18 protein-coding genes are annotated in these 16,647 nt (G+C 58.1%); 9 read left to right on the top strand and 9 right to left on the bottom strand.

Going from position 1 to position 16,647, the window contains the following annotated elements; all coding sequences use genetic code 11:
* Positions 1 to 77 precede the first annotated feature (77 nt).
* Entirely contained in the window at positions 78 to 425 is a 348-nt protein-coding gene (locus tag URZ40_RS11825; RefSeq protein ID WP_116343640.1) for a YidH family protein, read from the top strand.
* Complete coding sequence (locus URZ40_RS11820; protein WP_116343639.1) at positions 415 to 762, top strand: DUF202 domain-containing protein; 348 nt, start codon at positions 415 to 417, stop codon at positions 760 to 762. Before URZ40_RS11825 ends, URZ40_RS11820 begins: the two co-directional genes overlap by 11 nt.
* Before the next feature lie 17 nt (positions 763 to 779).
* Here URZ40_RS11820 and dsdA read toward each other — a convergent pair whose 3' ends face one another.
* A complete protein-coding gene (gene dsdA, locus URZ40_RS11815; protein WP_320720593.1) occupies positions 780 to 2,066 on the bottom strand; it encodes a D-serine ammonia-lyase in 1,287 nt (428 codons plus the stop codon).
* Between the two features lie 95 nt (positions 2,067 to 2,161).
* On the opposite strand from dsdA, the gene URZ40_RS11810 reads away from it, so the two are divergent.
* The gene (locus URZ40_RS11810) at positions 2,162 to 3,250 is read left to right on the top strand and encodes a glycoside hydrolase family 5 protein (RefSeq protein ID WP_163329976.1); all 1,089 of its coding nucleotides are present in this window, start codon (positions 2,162 to 2,164) and stop codon (positions 3,248 to 3,250) included.
* Here the strand turns inward: URZ40_RS11810 and emrD are convergent.
* From emrD to URZ40_RS11770, 8 genes are all read right to left on the bottom strand, one after another.
* On the bottom strand, positions 3,153 to 4,337 hold the full coding sequence (emrD, locus tag URZ40_RS11805; RefSeq protein WP_163329977.1) for a multidrug efflux MFS transporter EmrD: 1,185 nt from the start codon (positions 4,335 to 4,337) through the stop codon (positions 3,153 to 3,155). The genes URZ40_RS11810 and emrD overlap by 98 nt on opposite strands.
* Before the next feature lie 175 nt (positions 4,338 to 4,512).
* On the bottom strand, positions 4,513 to 5,346 hold the full coding sequence (locus URZ40_RS11800) for an EamA family transporter (protein ID WP_320720592.1): 834 nt from the start codon (positions 5,344 to 5,346) through the stop codon (positions 4,513 to 4,515).
* Between the two features lie 62 nt (positions 5,347 to 5,408).
* Entirely contained in the window at positions 5,409 to 5,855 is a 447-nt protein-coding gene (locus tag URZ40_RS11795) for a GNAT family N-acetyltransferase (protein WP_064673032.1), read from the bottom strand.
* Between the two features lie 64 nt (positions 5,856 to 5,919).
* A complete protein-coding gene (gene tisB / locus URZ40_RS11790; RefSeq protein WP_008500146.1) occupies positions 5,920 to 6,009 on the bottom strand; it encodes a type I toxin-antitoxin system toxin TisB in 90 nt (29 codons plus the stop codon).
* Between the two features lie 401 nt (positions 6,010 to 6,410).
* Complete coding sequence (locus tag URZ40_RS11785; RefSeq protein WP_320720591.1) at positions 6,411 to 8,819, bottom strand: DUF2235 domain-containing protein; 2,409 nt, start codon at positions 8,817 to 8,819, stop codon at positions 6,411 to 6,413.
* A complete protein-coding gene (locus URZ40_RS11780) occupies positions 8,807 to 9,418 on the bottom strand; it encodes a DUF3304 domain-containing protein (protein ID WP_320720590.1) in 612 nt (203 codons plus the stop codon). The genes URZ40_RS11785 and URZ40_RS11780 overlap by 13 nt, the downstream gene beginning before the upstream one ends.
* On the bottom strand, positions 9,406 to 10,017 hold the full coding sequence (locus URZ40_RS11775) for a DUF3304 domain-containing protein (RefSeq protein ID WP_316380364.1): 612 nt from the start codon (positions 10,015 to 10,017) through the stop codon (positions 9,406 to 9,408). The genes URZ40_RS11780 and URZ40_RS11775 overlap by 13 nt, the downstream gene beginning before the upstream one ends.
* Positions 10,005 to 10,601, bottom strand: coding sequence for a DUF3304 domain-containing protein (locus tag URZ40_RS11770; protein ID WP_316380365.1), 597 nt, complete (start codon positions 10,599 to 10,601; stop codon positions 10,005 to 10,007). The genes URZ40_RS11775 and URZ40_RS11770 overlap by 13 nt, the downstream gene beginning before the upstream one ends.
* 320 nt (positions 10,602 to 10,921) lie before the next feature.
* Here URZ40_RS11770 and ivbL point away from each other — a divergent pair, with 320 nt between their 5' ends.
* The 6 genes from ivbL to URZ40_RS11740 all read left to right on the top strand — a co-directional run bounded on the left by ivbL (position 10,922) and on the right by URZ40_RS11740 (position 16,596).
* A complete protein-coding gene (gene ivbL, locus URZ40_RS11765) occupies positions 10,922 to 11,020 on the top strand; it encodes an ilvB operon leader peptide IvbL (RefSeq protein ID WP_057979964.1) in 99 nt (32 codons plus the stop codon).
* Between the two features lie 106 nt (positions 11,021 to 11,126).
* Positions 11,127 to 12,815 carry an acetolactate synthase large subunit gene (gene ilvB, locus URZ40_RS11760; RefSeq protein WP_320720589.1) on the top strand — a complete coding sequence of 563 codons (1,689 nt, stop codon included), beginning with the start codon at positions 11,127 to 11,129 and terminating at the stop codon, positions 12,813 to 12,815.
* Positions 12,816 to 12,818: 3 nt separating this feature from the next.
* Positions 12,819 to 13,106: an acetolactate synthase small subunit gene (gene ilvN, locus URZ40_RS11755; protein ID WP_010426528.1), complete on the top strand. Its 288-nt coding sequence runs from the start codon at positions 12,819 to 12,821 to the stop codon at positions 13,104 to 13,106.
* 82 nt (positions 13,107 to 13,188) lie between these two features.
* Positions 13,189 to 13,782 (top strand): transcriptional regulator UhpA, encoded by a 594-nt coding sequence (gene uhpA / locus URZ40_RS11750; RefSeq protein WP_116343630.1) that lies wholly within the window; start codon positions 13,189 to 13,191, stop codon positions 13,780 to 13,782.
* Complete coding sequence (gene uhpB, locus URZ40_RS11745) at positions 13,779 to 15,284, top strand: signal transduction histidine-protein kinase/phosphatase UhpB (RefSeq protein WP_320720588.1); 1,506 nt, start codon at positions 13,779 to 13,781, stop codon at positions 15,282 to 15,284. The genes uhpA and uhpB overlap by 4 nt, the downstream gene beginning before the upstream one ends.
* Positions 15,277 to 16,596, top strand: coding sequence for an MFS transporter (locus tag URZ40_RS11740; protein ID WP_116343628.1), 1,320 nt, complete (start codon positions 15,277 to 15,279; stop codon positions 16,594 to 16,596). Before uhpB ends, URZ40_RS11740 begins: the two co-directional genes overlap by 8 nt.
* The last annotated feature ends 51 nt before the right edge of the window (positions 16,597 to 16,647 follow it).

The following is a 16,647-nucleotide window of genomic DNA, read 5'->3' as shown; positions in this document are numbered from 1 at the left end:
TCGCCCGATGCCGGTCTCCTTGTCCTTGTCGATTTACGCTATGCTGAAGCCTGCCTGTAGCACGACAAGGAACCTCCATGAAAATTTCCCGCCTCGGCGAAGCGCCGGACTACCGCTTCTCTCTGGCTAATGAACGCACTTTTTTAGCGTGGATCCGCACCGCACTGGGCTTTCTGGCCGCCGGTGTCGGCCTTGACCAGCTCGCACCCGATTTTGCCACGCCCTTGATTCGTGAAGTGCTGGCGCTGCTGCTGTGCCTGTTCGCGGGCGTGCTGGCGATTTACGGTTACCTTCGCTGGCTTCGCAATGAGAAGGCGATGCGTCTGAAGCAGGATCTGCCCTATACGCGCGGGTTACTCATCATCAGCGTGATTCTGCTGACGGTGGCGGGCGTGGTAATGGTGCTGGTGTTCTATGCCGGATAGCCGCAAAGCGCGGCGCGAAGCGGACCCCGGCCTGCAGCCGGAGCGGACGTCACTCGCCTGGCTGCGCACGCTGCTGGGGTATGGCGCGCTAATTGCCCTGGCGATTAAGCACAACTGGCACCGTACAGGGGTGCCATTCTGGATTTCCATTATTGTGCTGGCGCTGGTGGCCATCATTTTATGGCGCTATACCCGCAGCCGTAACCTGATGGACGTGGCGCAGAACGATTTTGTACAGCCGAAAGCGGTGCGGGATAAGTTCCTGATCGCACTCGCTGTTCTCTCGCTGTCGCTGCTGTTTGCGGTAACCCATATTCAGCAAATTTTGAGCCTGTAAGCCGGGTGGCGGCTTAATTACTTCCCTTTAGCCAGATACTTCGCCATCTCGTCTTCCGGCACCATGCCGCCGCCGGTTGCCCATACCAGGTGGGTAACGCTGGCATCCGAATGAACGCGCACCGGCCCGGCCATCCCCGCCAGCGCCGACGGTTCCAGACGGATCCCTTCCTCCTGCGCCAGCCAGACAAGCATGTCGTACATGCTCCGATCGGAAAGGGTATAGAACCCGTCGAGCAGGCGCTCCATCGCGCGGCCGACGAAGCCGGAGGCGCGCCCAACCGCCAGACCGTCCGCCGCCGTCACGTTATCAATGCCCAGATCCTGCACCGCGATTTCATCGTGCAGACCGGTGTAAACGCCCAGTAGCATGCACGGGGAGTGCGTTGGCTCGGCGAAGAAGCAGTGGACGTTATCGCCAAAGGCCAGCTTCAGGCCAAACGCCACCCCGCCGGGGCCGCCGCCGACGCCGCACGGCAGGTAGACGTACAGCGGGTGATCCGCATCCATCACGCGGCCCTGTTCGGCAAACTGCGCCTTCAGGCGCTCGCCTGCCACCGCATAGCCCAGGAATAATGTGCGGGAGTTTTCATCGTCAATGAAGAAGCAGTTCGGATCGCTTTCCGCCGCTTTTCGTCCTTGCTCTACCGCCACGCCGTAATCCTGCTCATATTCCACGACGATGACGCCGTGACTGCGCAGTTTGGCTTTTTTCCACTCGCGGGCGTCGGCAGACATATGTACCGTCACTTTAAAGCCGATGCGTGCGCTCATTATGCCGATAGACAACCCCAGGTTGCCGGTTGAGCCCACCGCAATGCTGTACTGGCTGAAAAAGGCCTTAAAGCGCGGCTCCAGCAGAATGCTGTAATCGTCTTCGATGGTCAGCAACCCGGCTTCCAGCGCCAGCTTCTCCGCGTGGGCCAGCACTTCATAGATGCCGCCGCGCGCTTTAATCGAGCCGGAAATCGGCAGGTGGCTATCTTTTTTCAGCAGCAGCGTGCCGGGAATGGCCTTGCCAGATTCTTTCTCCAGCCGTTTTTTCATTGCCGGAATAGCAACCAGCTCGGACTCGATAATCCCGCCCGTTACCGCCGTTTCCGGGAAGGCTTTCGCCAGATACGGCGCGAAGCGTTTCAGGCGCGCGTGGGCGTCGTCCACGTCGGCTTTGGTCAGCCCGACGTACGGCAATCCTTCCGTAAGCGTCGTGGTGCGCGGGTTAAGCCAGGTGGTTTCTTTCAGGGCAATCAGATCCTCAACCAGAGGAAACTGTGCGATGAGTGTATTGATGGCTGTTGCGTTCATAATTTTTCTCAACAATTAGTTCGTTCTGACTCTACACCAAATGTGAAAAAGCGTGCTAAATACAGGTAATGCTTTCGATTTATCCAGGGTAAACCGTGCTAAAGCCTCTTATTGCTACCGCGTTACTGATCTCTTCCGGCTGGGCCATTGCCGCCGAGCCGCCGCTGACGGCTGCCCGTTATGCGCAGCAGCTGGGCGTCGGGATGGATGTGGACTGGGCGCGCACCGAGCGCGGCATACGCGAATTCGACCCGCTGGTGGTACGGGATTTTCGTGCAAAAGGCATTACCCACGTGCGCATTCGCGTCGCCGATGAGCCGACGGAAGCGCGGTTGATCCACCTGCGCAAGCTGGTGGAAGCCTGCGAGCAGTATGGCGTGATCCCGATTATCGCTTATCAGGCTGATGAATATAAAAACGACCCCAAAGCCGATAACGAGAAAGAGACGATCAACTGGTGGATTGCCGTGGCGCACTATTTCGGTCAGAGCTACCCGCTGCTGGGTTTTGATCTCATTTATGAGCCAGCCGACAAGCTTAACCACAACCTCGCGTCGTTAAACCGCGTGTATGAAAAAACCATTAAAGCGATCCACGATATAGACCCGCAGCGCATGATTTTCATTGCGCCGCGCCTGCGTGCCGCGCCGGAAGATTTATCCAGCCTGAAGCTGCCTGCGCACAGTCAAAACTACCTGCTGGCGGAATGGCATATTTTCCCGTGGGGGCCGCTGAAAAATAGCGGTAAATACCCGTGGACGTCCGGCACGGCGGCGGAGAAGGCGGCTATCCGTAACCGCATCAGCACCGCACTGCGCTGGCAGCAAAAAACCGGGCACGTCAGCTGGGTCGGAGGCTGGGGCGTGGGGGAGTCAAGCCGTCTTACGCCCACCGCCTCGCAAATGGCCTTCGCCACTTTTATGGCCTGCGAGCTGCAAAAGGCGAAAATCCCGTATGCGCTTAACGCGGATTTCCAGTTTTACGACGGGGAAGAGGGAGCCTGGCGGCCAGCACCAGAGCCGTTATTGCAGGCGATGATTGCGCCCGTCTGTGAAAAGCCCGGCGAGAAGCCGGGCCATCATGCGGTTAAACCGGCTGCTCGTGATGCGGAACACGCGACGCCAGCGGCAGCCAGCACAGTAAAATCAGCAGCCCCATCAGCGTCATCAGCAGGCCCAAACTAGCCTGCCCGGTCTGTGGCATCATAGCCGAGAGCCAGGCCAGCGCGCCGGAACCGATGTTCTGCAAACCGCCCACCAGCGCGCCCGCCGTGCCTGCGAGGAACGGGAACGGCTCCATTGCGCCGCTGGTGGCGAGCGGGAACAGCATTCCCGCGCCGAAGAAGAACAGCGCCGCCGGAATCAGCAGCGTCCAGACCGTCATCACGCCAAACAACCCTGGGATCCACATCATCAGACCCGCCAGCAGACAGCTAATTACGGCCTGCCACATCAGTGTGGAGAAGCGCTTGTTCTGACGCCCGGCAAACCACGCGCCGAAGAACGCCGCCGGGATCGGCAGAATAAACAGAATGCTCACCACCATGCTGCTCAGGCCAAGACCCGCTCCCAGCAGCACGCCGGAGCAGGCTTCAAACACCGCAATGCCCGCCAGGCCGCCGATCAGCATCAGCAGGTAGCAGGTAAACGCACCGTTGCCGAACAGCGTTTTGTAGCTGGCGATAAGCTTGGTGCGCGGCGCGTCTTTTGGGCGGGTTTCCGGCATCCAGCGCGCCATGCTGAAGGTGACAATGATGCACAGTACCAGCAGGAAGGCGTAGCAGGCACGCCAGGACCACATCGTGTCCAGCAGGCCGCCAATCAGCGGGGCCAGCAGCGGGCTGACCAGAATGCCCATGTTTAACAGGCTGTTGGCGTGGCGGAGCTGGGTGCCCTGATACATATCGCGCGGTAAGGTTCGCGCCATCACCCCGCCGACACCCGTCCCAACGCCCTGTAGGGCGCTGGCGGCAATCAGCACGGTCAGGCTGTGCGTGGTAATGGCAATCACCGTCGCCACCATGAAAATGCTCATGCCTACCAGGATCACCGGACGACGCCCGACGCGGTCGGAGAGCGGGCCGTAGAAGAGCTGCGAAACGCCGTAGGTCAGCAGGTACGCTGCCATCACGCTCTGCACCGCACCCTCGCGGACGTTCAGTTCCTTTGCCATGTCGGCGATCGCCGGAATGTAGATCGTTTGCGCCATCTGACCGACGGCCACCAATAACACCAGCATCAACAATAAGTTAACGTTCCGTTGCTTTTTCATGTCGCTGAATACTTTTGCTAAAAGAGGAAAATGAAGAATAAGTGACTACGCATTCCCATAAATGCGCGAGGAATCTACCACAGTAAGATGACAATTTAAGCATTGTCATGGTGAATCAAAAAACCGGTAAAGGCAGGATTTGTAAACAAGAACGGCAACTAATGTTGCCAGTAATTTACGCCAGGCGCAGCAGAATGGCTCCGGCTGCAATGCCCAGCGCCGCCGCGATGCGCAGGCCCGCAACCTTCTCTTTTAAAAGGACAAACGCGATCAGCGCGCCAAAGAGTATAGAGGTTTCACGCAGCGCCGCGACCACCGCCAGCGGTGCCTGTGTCATTGCCCAGAGGGCCAGACCGTAAGAGCCCATAGTGCCAACGCCGCCGAGCAACCCCTTTTTCCAGTGCAGGCGCAGGTAGCCGGACGCCTCGCGCCGACGTGCCACCATCGCCCAGCCGAGCAGGCTGAAGCCGTTCATAAAGAAGGTCCAGAGCGTGTAGCCCAGCGCGGTGTCCGACAGCCGCACGCCGGTACCGTCCACCAGCGTATACCCGGCGATAAAACAGGCGTTCAGCAGCGCCAGCCAGATCCCCCTGCGTGACTGCATGCGGCCATTCATCGCCATCGCCAGAATCGACAGGCAGATTACGCCAATGCCGGACCAGGCAAGCCAGGAGAGATGGTCGCCGAGCACCAGCACGCTAATCAGCGCCACCAGCAGCGGGGCGGTGCCGCGCATCAGCGGGTAGGTCTGGCTCATGTCAGAGACCTGATAGGTCTTCGCTACCAGCACGGTGTAGACCACCTGTAAGGCGCAGGAGACGATCAAGAACGGCCAGCTTTCTGCAGATGGCTGTGTTGAGAAGGGCAATAAAATCAGGGCAATAATCGCAGCTGAGCCGCTAACGCCGATCGCAGAGTAGAGCTTGTCCGTTCCGGCTTTAACGATGGCGTTCCAGCTGGCATGCAGCAGTGCGGCGAAAAGCAAAATGCAGAAAACGGTAATGGTCATGGCGTATCGGGTGGTGAATTGTCACTCAACTGTAACATTCACATCCTGATGCCGCCAGCCGGTTACACCGCACAAAAAAGGCGATGCGTCACCCGCGGTTCGTCCGAGACCAGCGTAAAACCGGCTCGATTGTAAAATCCGTACGCGCTGTCCGGCGCGTGGGTATTCAGGAAATCAAACCAGATGCTGGCATCGGCCATCACCACGGTTAAAAGCTGTTTGCCAATGCCCAGCCCGCGGCACTTCTCGCTGACGTAGAGATGGCGAATGCGCCCGGCACGCGGCTGCTGGCTGAACGGATCGCGGTTGAGGCCACACACGCCCACCAGCCTGCCGTTGAGAAACGCGCCCAGCAGCTTTTCACCCGGCGCGTTAAAACGGTTCTCACCACGCTGCCAGTTCTCTTCCAGCCTGCGCAGCATGTTGAAATTCAGCGCGATACTTTCAGCCTTCAGGGCGATATACCCCGGCTCATCGGGCGTGACAGGCTCAATTAACAGACGCGACATAGCATTCCCTCGTTATTAAAGAGGGGCGGTTGCCCGCCCCTCTCAGGTGCGACTTGAACCTGAATTACCGAACGAATTTCAGGACAGCATCAAGCAGTTGCAGTACTGCAACAATGAGTTTGAGGATAAGTATCACCATATCCACTACGCTCATACGCGTCTCCTTTTGGTTAAAAGGAGCACGATGCTGGCGTACCTTTCCGCCGCCTGTTGCCAGCACCTGGATTGACGTAACACAGTGTGCTCACTTCAGGGGGTTAAGGCACTGACGGCACCACCCGTTTCAGCCAGGACTTCGTTGCGCCGGTAGAACTGCGGCCCCCTCGCTCACTGCGAACACCCTCAGTATAGATAAATACTGTATGCATGAACAGTATTTTTTGGACAAAATCAGGAAGGTGATCCATACTCAAAAACGTCAAAATCCGTGCCGGAATTGCGCGTTCGTCTTCGATCGCGTATACTTTTTGCGTTGACGTAACACAGTGTGTTCTGCGGCAACCAACCGCAAAACCCTGATAAAAACCTCGCTTAGGCGGGGTTTTTTGTTTTCTGTCAGTCTGAATAATTCATATTTTCAATGTAAGACTGTATTGTGGCTCTCTTTTGTTCAAAGGCCATTTCCTCCGCTTTTTGACACTCTGCCAGGGCTGAGGCAGGGTAGTGAACGCAGGGTATTTGCCGGGTTTTATCCTGAAGTACCCCCAGCGGATATCCCGTGCTGGCATCAAGGATAGAAATGCGTTGTTCGACGGGGGCAGATGGCCTCTGCCCGGTATTTCGCAATTCAATAAGAAACTGGACCTCGTGCGTTGAGATGGGATAACCCAGTCCTGCAACATAGCCCAGCATGGAGAGTGGCTTTACCTGTTTACTCGTCGCTTCGCCGAAATAGATCATACGGTAGATAAAATAACTGCCCCAGGGTTCGCGCGAGCCCAACGCGCTGTGCATAAACCAGGCGCGGGAATCGTGAATTTGGTCATCAAAAAGCGCTCTTGTCAGCCCTGAGGGGTCATTGGCATTGCTCTGTTCGCCTTGTGGTGGAAACAGTGTTTCCAGGTGTTGTTTCCCCGCCTCTTTGATCTTTTTAAACTCAACGGGAATATCATCCTGGTTAAAGGCAAAAACAAAGCCTTTGAAGTAATCCAGTACGGCATAGGTGGTGCTTTTTGCCTGAGTACGGGAAACGCCATGATAGTCTTCTTTAAACTCTAATGCTGCCTGTAAAAGCTGTGTTTGCCCGAGTAAAGCGTCAAAGTCTTTTGGGCCTGTCTTAAGCATGACAAACTGACCCCGCGGGTAGTTACCGAGCTGTTTAATTCGCTCTCTTTCTGCATCTTTTTGTAGTTTTTCGCGTTCTCTTTCCCGTTCCGCCCTTTTGCCAGGATCGTTATCCTGATTTTGATTATTGGCTGCGGCGTCGTGATAAAAGCGCTGGCTCCGGAATGTTTCCTGGGCGTAGCGATTGATGCGCCAGGCGGTTATCCAGCCGATCTGGTTTTCAAGCGCTTCGATGATATTGACCCGAGCGCGAACGGGGGAGTAGTGGGTTGCCTGTTCATCGGGAATGCCAGTTTCGGAAAGAGGTAAATCAAGAGTGAGCTGGCGCCAGGCGTTGAAGCGTTGGACTATTGAGGTTTCAACATAAAATTCATCTCTTAAACTGGTAGGCATGATGCGCCATACATCTTTTTTCATTTCATCTGGGAGGGATTGTTCAAGTATTTTTAATGGTGCGCCTGCATTAAAAGCCGCTGAAAACATCTCATTTAATGATATTTGCGACAGTAAAAAACGATCATCATTACCGGTCGCTTTACCCTGTTCCCCTGGCGGATACCCACCTCCAATATCAGAGTGCATGCCAGGATAAACCACCTCTACGGCATACTCAGGATATCGCCCGTCAGCACGACAGATTGAATCGAGTGGGAAGCACAACCGCTGATCGTGAGCCGAAACCAGATGCACGCAGCGCTTAATCAGCGCATTGTCCGGCAATTCCATCGTTCCGTCGGCCCAGCCCATATGACCTTCCGCTACCGGGGCAATATGGGCAATTCCTACGGAAGCAACCGTATCCAGCAAACCCAGAAATTCAATGCTAATCGGAATTTCACCCTGCTTTGTCGCCAGGCAAAAAGGTTGTAAGGCCCCTTCCCGAGAGGGAGAAAGCAGGGTGTTAAGCCAGTTAACAAAGGCCCGGGCGGAGGCTGCTCCGCGAGAGAAACCGTAAACATAGAGTTTGATTCCCAGCAGCTTAGAGGTGCCCGGCGTTGGCTGCGTTAACGCGGTCTCCAGCGTTTTACCTAACCCGTTTAACAGCCGGAAAAGCTCTGTGCAACGGAGGTATTCTCCATGAGCGTTGGATTGAGAATAGCTGGAGTTCATCGCCTGAATGGAGTGCCAGTTTTCATCATCGCTTAGTTTCCCAAGCCCAAGCGTACGTCGCAGGGCGTCTACCAGTCGAAGCAGACCCCAGTTGATGCGCTCCTCGCCGTAAGCCGCGTATTTAAGGCCTGCATCGCTGAAGTCGAGATCTAACACCTCCGGAAAAGGCGTCCCCACGCCGGGAATATAGTATTTGTAATACTGGTTGTGCGCGACGCCGTCCTGATCGACCAGCTCTGCGTTATGCGCGCCGGTTCCCCCGGCATAGCCTTGTCCTATGGTGGCACGGAACAGGCGAGCGATATTGGTCGGATGAGGCGGGGTCGACTCATAGAGGTCATGATTCAGGTTGTTGCCCGTACCGTCAAAGAAAAGGCTGATATGGAGCGTTTTACAGCAGGGAGGCAAGACGCGTCGGTTTGCAGCGGTGCAAAGCTGGTTATGATATTTCGTTTCCAGACTGCTTTGTTCCCTGCAGTTTTGCAAAAAGTGAGATCTGGTATTAGGTAATCTACCTCTTTCCGGAAACTCAGGAGGGTACCAGACATTATCAGGGGTCAATTTGGACATACTGTTGGCTTCTCCATATGCACGGGGTCTTTGACGGGATAATCCGGGCTGCCATAGTCGGCGCAGCTGGTGGTGACCTTCACCTGGTCACAGGGCAGGAAGTGAACGATAATGCCGCAGGTTTTCTGGCCGGTGTAATCGGGGACCGAAACGGTTTGAGTATGTTTTTTATTTAGTGCCTTAATTTTTTGGTACCACTCCTCTTTTTTATCCGAATAAGCCTGAGCTACCTTGTATCCTTCCTCTTCGTTCAATCCCTCAAGATTAGGTCGTACAGGTTGTGGGATCTCCGGTACATCGCTGGCAAATGCGACCCCCGTTTCCCAGTCAACCTGCACTGTCATTCCTGGCGTCCACGGCCCGCTCACGCCAAAGCAGCAGCCTCCACCGCCACCCGAATAAGGGCCGATAATATCGAGACCGGACTGCCCGTTCACGCTGAAGCGGTTGATGGCCCAACTGGTGTGGTTAATGGCTTCAATCGTTCCACCCCTGCCGGGCGGGGCTGGTTCCGTTTTTACGGGCTGGTCGCACCCGGCCAGCAGCAGGGCTGCGGCCAGCAAAATGCGGGTACGCCATGCTGCAATCACTGGGGACATACTGTCGGCTTCTCCATATGCACGGGGTCTTTGACGGGATAATCAGGGCTGCCGTAGTCGGCGCAGCTGGTAGTGACCTTCACCTGGTCACAGGGCAGGAAATGAACGGTAATGCCGCAGGTTTTCTGGCCGGTGTAATCGGGGACCGGAACCGTTCGGGAATGTGTTTTACTGATGGCTTTAATTTTGCCATACCATTCGTGATATTTATCTGAGTAAGCCTGCCATGCCCTATAACGCTCATCCCGGTTCATCCCGGTGGTATCTGGTTCATCAGGCTGTGGGATTTCCGGCACATCGCTGGCAAACGCGACGCCCGTTTCCCAGTCAACCCGCACCGTCATTCCTGGCTTCCACGGCCCGCTCACGCCAAAGCAGCAGCCTCCACCGCCACCCGAATAAGGGCCGATAATGTCGAGGCCGGACTGCCCGTTCACGCTGAAGCGATTGATGGCCCAGCTGGTATGGTTAATGGCTTCAATCGTTCCACCCCTGCCGGGCGGGGCTGGTTCCGTTTTTACGGGCTGGTCGCACCCGGCCAGCAGCAGGGCTGCGGCCAGCAAAATGCGGGTACGCCATGCTGCAATCACTGGGGACATACTGTCGGCTTCTCCATATGCACGGGGTCTTTGACGGGATAATCCGGGCTGCCATAGTCGGCGCAGCTGGTGGTGACCTTCACCTGGTCACAGGGCAGGAAGTGAACGGTAATGCCGCAGGTTTTCTGTCCGGTGTAATCGGGGACCGGAACGGTTTGAGTATGTTTTTTATTTAGTGCCTTGATTTTTTGGTACCACTCCTCTTTTTTATCCGAATAAGCCTGCCATGCCTTGTAACGGTCATCCCGGTTCATCCCGGTGGTATCTGGTTCATCAGGCTGCGGGATCTCCGGCACATCGCTGGCAAACGCGACGCCTGTTTCCCAGTCAACCTGCACCGTCATTCCTGGCGTCCACGGCCCGCTCACGCCAAAGCAGCAGCCCCCACCGCCACCCGAATACGGGCCAATAATATCGAGGCCGGACTGCCCGTTAACGCTGAAGCGGTTGATGGCCCAGCTTGTGTGGTTAATGGCTTCAATGGTTCCGCCCCCGCCGGGCAGGGCAGGTTCTGTTTTCACAGGCTTGTCGCATCCGGCCAGTAAAAGCAAAGCAGCGAAAAGCATTGTGTAAAACTTGTTCATGCTGTCTTCCTTAACACTCGCATGCATCCCTCGGCACGCTTTAGTATCTTTGTAGTTGTAGTTAGGTTAAAAAAATAATAACCACATAAAGTATGTCACTACACGATCGAGCCGTTATTTTCAGATTTTTATAAGGGATTAGTATGTAACTGAACGTAATAGCGTTTATGGAAAATCTGAGAGGTGAAAACGAAGAGTAAACCCAACAAACGAAACGTGATCCCTGACGCATTTTTGCGCAGATGAAAATATTTCCATTGTCACGCCCTAAAACCTGTGTTTGTATAAATTCCATCAATGATTCCAAACACAGGTCCCCAATGACTTCATCCATCTTCACTTCGACCCTACTAAAAACTGCGCAACCAGCCGCAGTGGTCGTCGTGCGTGTGGTGGTGGTCGTCGGCAATGCGCCGTAGGGACTGGATCAACACACGAATCCAAAACCCCGCCGGCGCAAACCGGGCGGGGTTTTTCGTTTAGGACCCTCCCCGGAAGGCTGGCTCAGAAGAAAAGGACTGGAGCATGGCAAGTTCGGGCACAACATCCACCAAGACGCGTTTTACCGGCGCGCAGCTGATCGTTCATCTGCTGGAACGGCAGGGCATCACCACGGTTGCGGGCATCCCTGGCGGCACGGTGCTGCCGCTGTACGATGCGCTAAGCCAAAGCAAGCAGATCCGCCACGTGCTGGCGCGCCACGAACAGGGGGCAGGCTTTATCGCTCAGGGCATGGCGCGTACGCAGGGCAAACCGGCGGTCTGTATGGCCTGCAGCGGCCCGGGCGCAACCAACCTGGTCACCGCCATCGCCGACGCGCGTCTCGACTCCATTCCGCTGATCTGCATTACCGGCCAGGTACCGTCCTCCATGATCGGCACCGATGCGTTCCAGGAAGTGGACACCTACGGCATCTCTATCCCCATCACCAAACATAACTATTTAGTTCGCGATATCACCGAGCTTCCTCAGGTTATCAGCGATGCGTTCCGCATTGCGCAGTCAGGCCGCCCGGGCCCGGTGTGGATAGACATTCCTAAGGATGTCCAGACCGCAGAGATCGAGATCGACGTGCTGCCGGAGCCGGGCGAGCGCGCGGCCGCGCCGGAATTCAGCGCTGAGAGCGTGCGCGATGCCGCCGCCATGATTAACGCCGCCAAACGCCCGGTGCTCTATCTGGGCGGCGGAGCGATTAACGCCGCGGATGAAATCCGCCAGTTTGCGGAAAAAGCCAACCTGCCGACCACCATGACCCTGATGGCGCTGGGCATGCTGCCTAAAGCACATCCATTGTCATTAGGCATGCTGGGCATGCACGGCGCGCGCAGCACCAACTACATCCTGCAAGAGGCTGATTTGCTGATTGTTATGGGCGCACGTTTTGATGACCGGGCGATTGGAAAAACCGAGCAGTTCTGCCCGAACGCCAAAATCATTCACGTGGATATCGACCGCGCCGAGCTGGGTAAAATCAAGCAGCCGCACGTGGCGATTCAGGGCGACGTGGCCGAAGTGCTGGCGCAGCTGATCCCGCAAACCGATGCAGCCGAACGCGCCGACTGGCGTCAGCTGGTGGCCGATCTGCAGCGCGAGTTCCCGGGCGCGATCCCAACCGAAGGCGACCCGCTGAGCCACTACGGGCTGATCAACGCCGTGGCCGCCTGCGTGGACGACAGCGCGATTATCACCACCGACGTCGGCCAGCATCAGATGTGGACCGCCCAGGCGTATCCGCTGAACCGTCCGCGTCAGTGGCTGACATCCGGCGGCCTGGGCACTATGGGCTTTGGCCTGCCCGCCGCCGTGGGCGCGGCGCTGGCGAATCCGGACCGCAAGGTCATCTGCTTCTCCGGCGACGGCAGCCTGATGATGAACATTCAGGAAATGGCGACCGCGGCGGAAAACCAGTTAGACGTGAAAATTATCCTGATGAACAACGAGGCGCTGGGCTTAGTGCACCAGCAGCAGAGCCTGTTCTACAAGCAGGGGGTGTTTGCGGCGACCTATCCGGGGATGATTAACTTTATGCAGATCGCCGCCGGCTTTGGCCTGCACACCTGCGATCTGAACGCGGAAGAAGACGCACACGCGGCGCTGCAGGCGGCGATTGCTCGCCCCGGCCCGGCGTTGATCCACGTGCGTATCGACCCTGAACAAAAAGTGTATCCGATGGTGCCGCCGGGTGCGGCAAATACTGAGATGGTGGGAGAATAAGCCATGCAGAAACAACATGATAACGTCATTCTGGAACTCACCGTCCGCAACCACCCTGGCGTCATGACCCACGTCTGCGGGCTCTTTGCCCGTCGGGCGTTTAACGTGGAAGGCATTCTCTGTCTGCCGATTCAGGGCAGCGAGCACAGCCGCATCTGGCTACTGGTCAACGACGATCAGCGTCTGGAGCAGATGATGGCGCAGATCGACAAGCTGGAAGACGTCACCAAAGTGGCGCGCAACCAGTCCGATCCCACCATGTTTAACAAAATTGCGGTGTTTTTCGAGTAAATCGCTTAAGGTAAGCGTCTTTCGCTCTTGTAGGCCGGATAAGCGCAGCGCCATCCGGCGTTTTCAGACCGCAGGAAGATACATGACCACCATCGCTCTCATCGACGATCACCTTATCGTTCGCTCCGGCTTTGCCCAGCTTCTGAACCTCGAACCAGATTTTCAGGTCGTGGCCGAGTTTGGCTCTGGTCGCGAGGCGCTGGCGGGCCTGCCGGGGCGCGGGGTGCAGGTCTGTATCTGCGACATCTCGATGCCGGATCTCTCCGGGCTGGAGCTGTTAAGCCAGCTGCCGAAAGGAATGGCGACGATCATGCTCTCGGTTCACGACAGCCCGGCGCTGGTCGAGCAGGCGCTCAACGCGGGCGCGCGGGGGTTTCTCTCTAAACGCTGTAGCCCGGACGAGCTTATTGCCGCGGTGCGCACCGTCTCCACCGGCGGCTGCTATTTAACGCCGGATATCGCCGTCAAGCTGGCGGCCGGAAGGCAGGATCCGCTCACCAGACGCGAACGTCAGGTGGCGGAGAAGCTCGCGCAGGGCATGTCGGTCAAAGAGATCGCCGCCGAGCTGGATCTGTCGCCAAAAACCGTGCACGTCCATCGCGCCAACCTGATGGAAAAACTCAACGTCAGCAACGACGTCGAGCTGGCGCGCCGCATGTTCGACAGCTGGCAATGAGTTCCGCTTTTTCTCGGCTGATCGCCGTCGTTGCCAGCTTTTTTATCTTCTCCGCCGCGTGGTTCTGCCTGTGGAGCATCAGCCTGCATCTTGTCGAGCGCCCCGAGCTGGCGGTGCTGCTGTTTCCCTTCGGCCTGCGTCTGGGGCTAATGCTCCAGTGCCCGCGCGGCTACTGGCCGGTTTTGCTGGGCGCAGAGTGGCTGATGCTGGTCTGGCTGGCGCAGGAAGTTGCCCTCGCGCACCTGCCCTTATTGATGACCGGAAGCGTGCTCACGCTTCTCCCGGTCGCGCTCATTTCCCGCTACCGCCACCAGCGCGACTGGCGCACGCTGCTGCGGCAGGGGGCGGCGCTGATTGCCGCCGCGTTGCTACAATCCCTGCCGTGGATTGGCGAGAAGGAGATGCTCAATGCCCTGCTGCTGACCCTCACCGGCGGCCTGACGCTGGCACCAACCTGTCTCGTTATTTGGCACTACCTCACCAGCACCGTCTGGCAGCCGCTCGGCCCGGCGCTGGTTTCTCAACCGGTGAACTGGCGCGCCCGGCACCTTATCTGGTATCTGCTGCTGTTTGTGGTGAGCCTGTGGCTCCAGCTTGGCCTGCCCGCCGAGCTTTCACGCTTCACGCCATTTTGTCTGGCGCTGCCGATTATCGCCCTGGCCTGGCACTACGGCTGGCAGGGGGCGCTGATCGCCACGCTGATGAACGCTATCGCGCTGATTGCCAGCCAGACCTGGCACGATCATCCCGTAGATTTACTGCTTTCCCTGCTGGCCCAGAGCCTGACCGGGCTGCTGCTCGGGGCGGGCATTCAGCGCCTGCGCGAGCTGAACCAGTCCCTGCAAACCGAGCTGGCGCGCAACCGCCGTCTGGCGGAGCGTCTGCTGGAGACGGAAGAGAGCGTGCGGCAGGAGGTGGCCCGCGAGCTGCACGACGATATCGGCCAGACTATCACCGCCATCCGCACGCAGGCGGGCATTGTTCAGCGCCTGGCGGCCGAAAACGCGGGCGTGAAGCAGGGCGGGGCGCATATCGAACAGCTTTCGCTGGGCGTCTATGATTCCGTTCGTCGCCTGTTAGGACGGCTGCGCCCGCGCCAGCTTGACGACCTTACGCTTGAGCAGGCGGTACGTTCCCTGATGCGCGAGATGGAGCTGGAAAGCCGCGGTATTGTCAGCCATCTCGACTGGCGCATTAACGAATCTTCGCTCAGCGAAGGCCAGCGCGTGACGCTGTTCCGCGTCTGTCAGGAGGGGCTGAACAACATCGTCAAGCACGCCAGTGCCAGCGCGGTCACCATCCAGGGCTGGCAGCAGGACGAGCGCCTGATGCTGGTGATTGAAGACGACGGCTGCGGCCTGCCGTCGGGATCGGGCCAGCAGGGCTTTGGCCTGGCGGGCATGCGCGAGCGAGTAAAGGCGCTGGGCGGCACGCTGACCCTCTCCTGCACCCACGGGACGCGCGTCAGCGTCAGTTTGCCGTTAAGGACGTCTCATGTTTAAAACCCCAGCCAGCGCAGCCCCATTAATCAACAAAGCGGAAATCGACGCCCGCTACCGCTACTGGCGTCGCCATATCCTGATTACCATCTGGCTCGGCTACGCGCTGTTCTACTTCACCCGCAAAAGCTTCAACGCCGCCGCGCCGGAAATCCTCGCCAGCGGCGTGATGACGCGCACCGATATCGGCCTGCTGGCGACGCTGTTTTACATCACCTACGGCCTGTCGAAGTTCTTCTCGGGCATCGTCAGCGATCGCTCCAACGCGCGCTACTTTATGGGCGTTGGGCTGATCGCCACCGGCGTGGTGAACATCCTGTTCGGCTTCTCCACCTCGCTGTGGGCCTTCGCCCTGCTGTGGGCGCTGAACGCCTTTTTCCAGGGCTGGGGCGCGCCGGTCTGCGCCCGCCTGCTCACCGCCTGGTACTCGCGCAACGAGCGCGGCGGCTGGTGGGCAATCTGGAACACCGCGCATAACGTCGGCGGGGCGCTGATCCCGATGGTGGTGGGTGCCGCGGCGCTGCACTACGGCTGGCGCGCGGGGATGATGATTGCCGGTGGCCTGGCGATTGTCGCCGGGCTGTTCCTCTGCTGGCGCCTGCGCGACAGGCCGCAAACCGTCGGCCTTCCGCCGGTGGGCGACTGGCGGCACGACGAGATGGAGATCGCCCAGCAGCAGGAGGGCGCGGGGCTGACCCGCAGGGAGATCCTCACCCGATACGTGCTGAAAAACCCGTACATCTGGCTGCTGTCGCTCTGCTACGTACTGGTCTACGTGGTGCGCGCGGCCATCAACGACTGGGGCAATCTGTACATGTCCGAGACGCTCGGCGTGGACCTGGTGACCGCCAACTCCGCGGTGACGATGTTCGAGCTGGGCGGGTTTATCGGCGCGCTGGTGGCGGGCTGGGGCTCGGACAAGCTGTTCAATGGCAACCGTGGTCCGATGAACCTGATTTTCGCCGCCGGGATTTTGCTCTCCGTCGGCTCGCTGTGGCTGATGCCGTTCGCCAGCTACGTGATGCAGGCGGCATGCTTCTTCACCATCGGCTTCTTCGTGTTTGGCCCGCAGATGCTGATCGGCATGGCGGCGGCTGAGTGTTCCCACAAAGAGGCGGCAGGCGCGGCGACGGGCTTTGTCGGGCTGTTTGCCTACCTGGGCGCATCGCTCTCCGGCTGGCCGCTGGCGCGGGTGATCGACGTCTGGCACTGGAGCGGTTTCTTCGCGGTGATCGCCATCGCGGCGGGGATTTCCGCCCTGCTGCTGTTGCCTTTCCTGCACGCGCAGGCCCCGCGCGAAGCCAGCGTGATGTGATGCGCTTCACCTTTTCACCCCGTATGGCGCAAAACTAGGAAATTTTCCCGG

The sequence above is a fragment of the Enterobacter sp. 296B2 genome (assembly GCF_034106185.1).
Lineage (GTDB): Bacteria > Pseudomonadota > Gammaproteobacteria > Enterobacterales > Enterobacteriaceae > Enterobacter > Enterobacter cloacae_N.
This window is presented reverse-complemented; position numbering and strand designations above follow the sequence as displayed.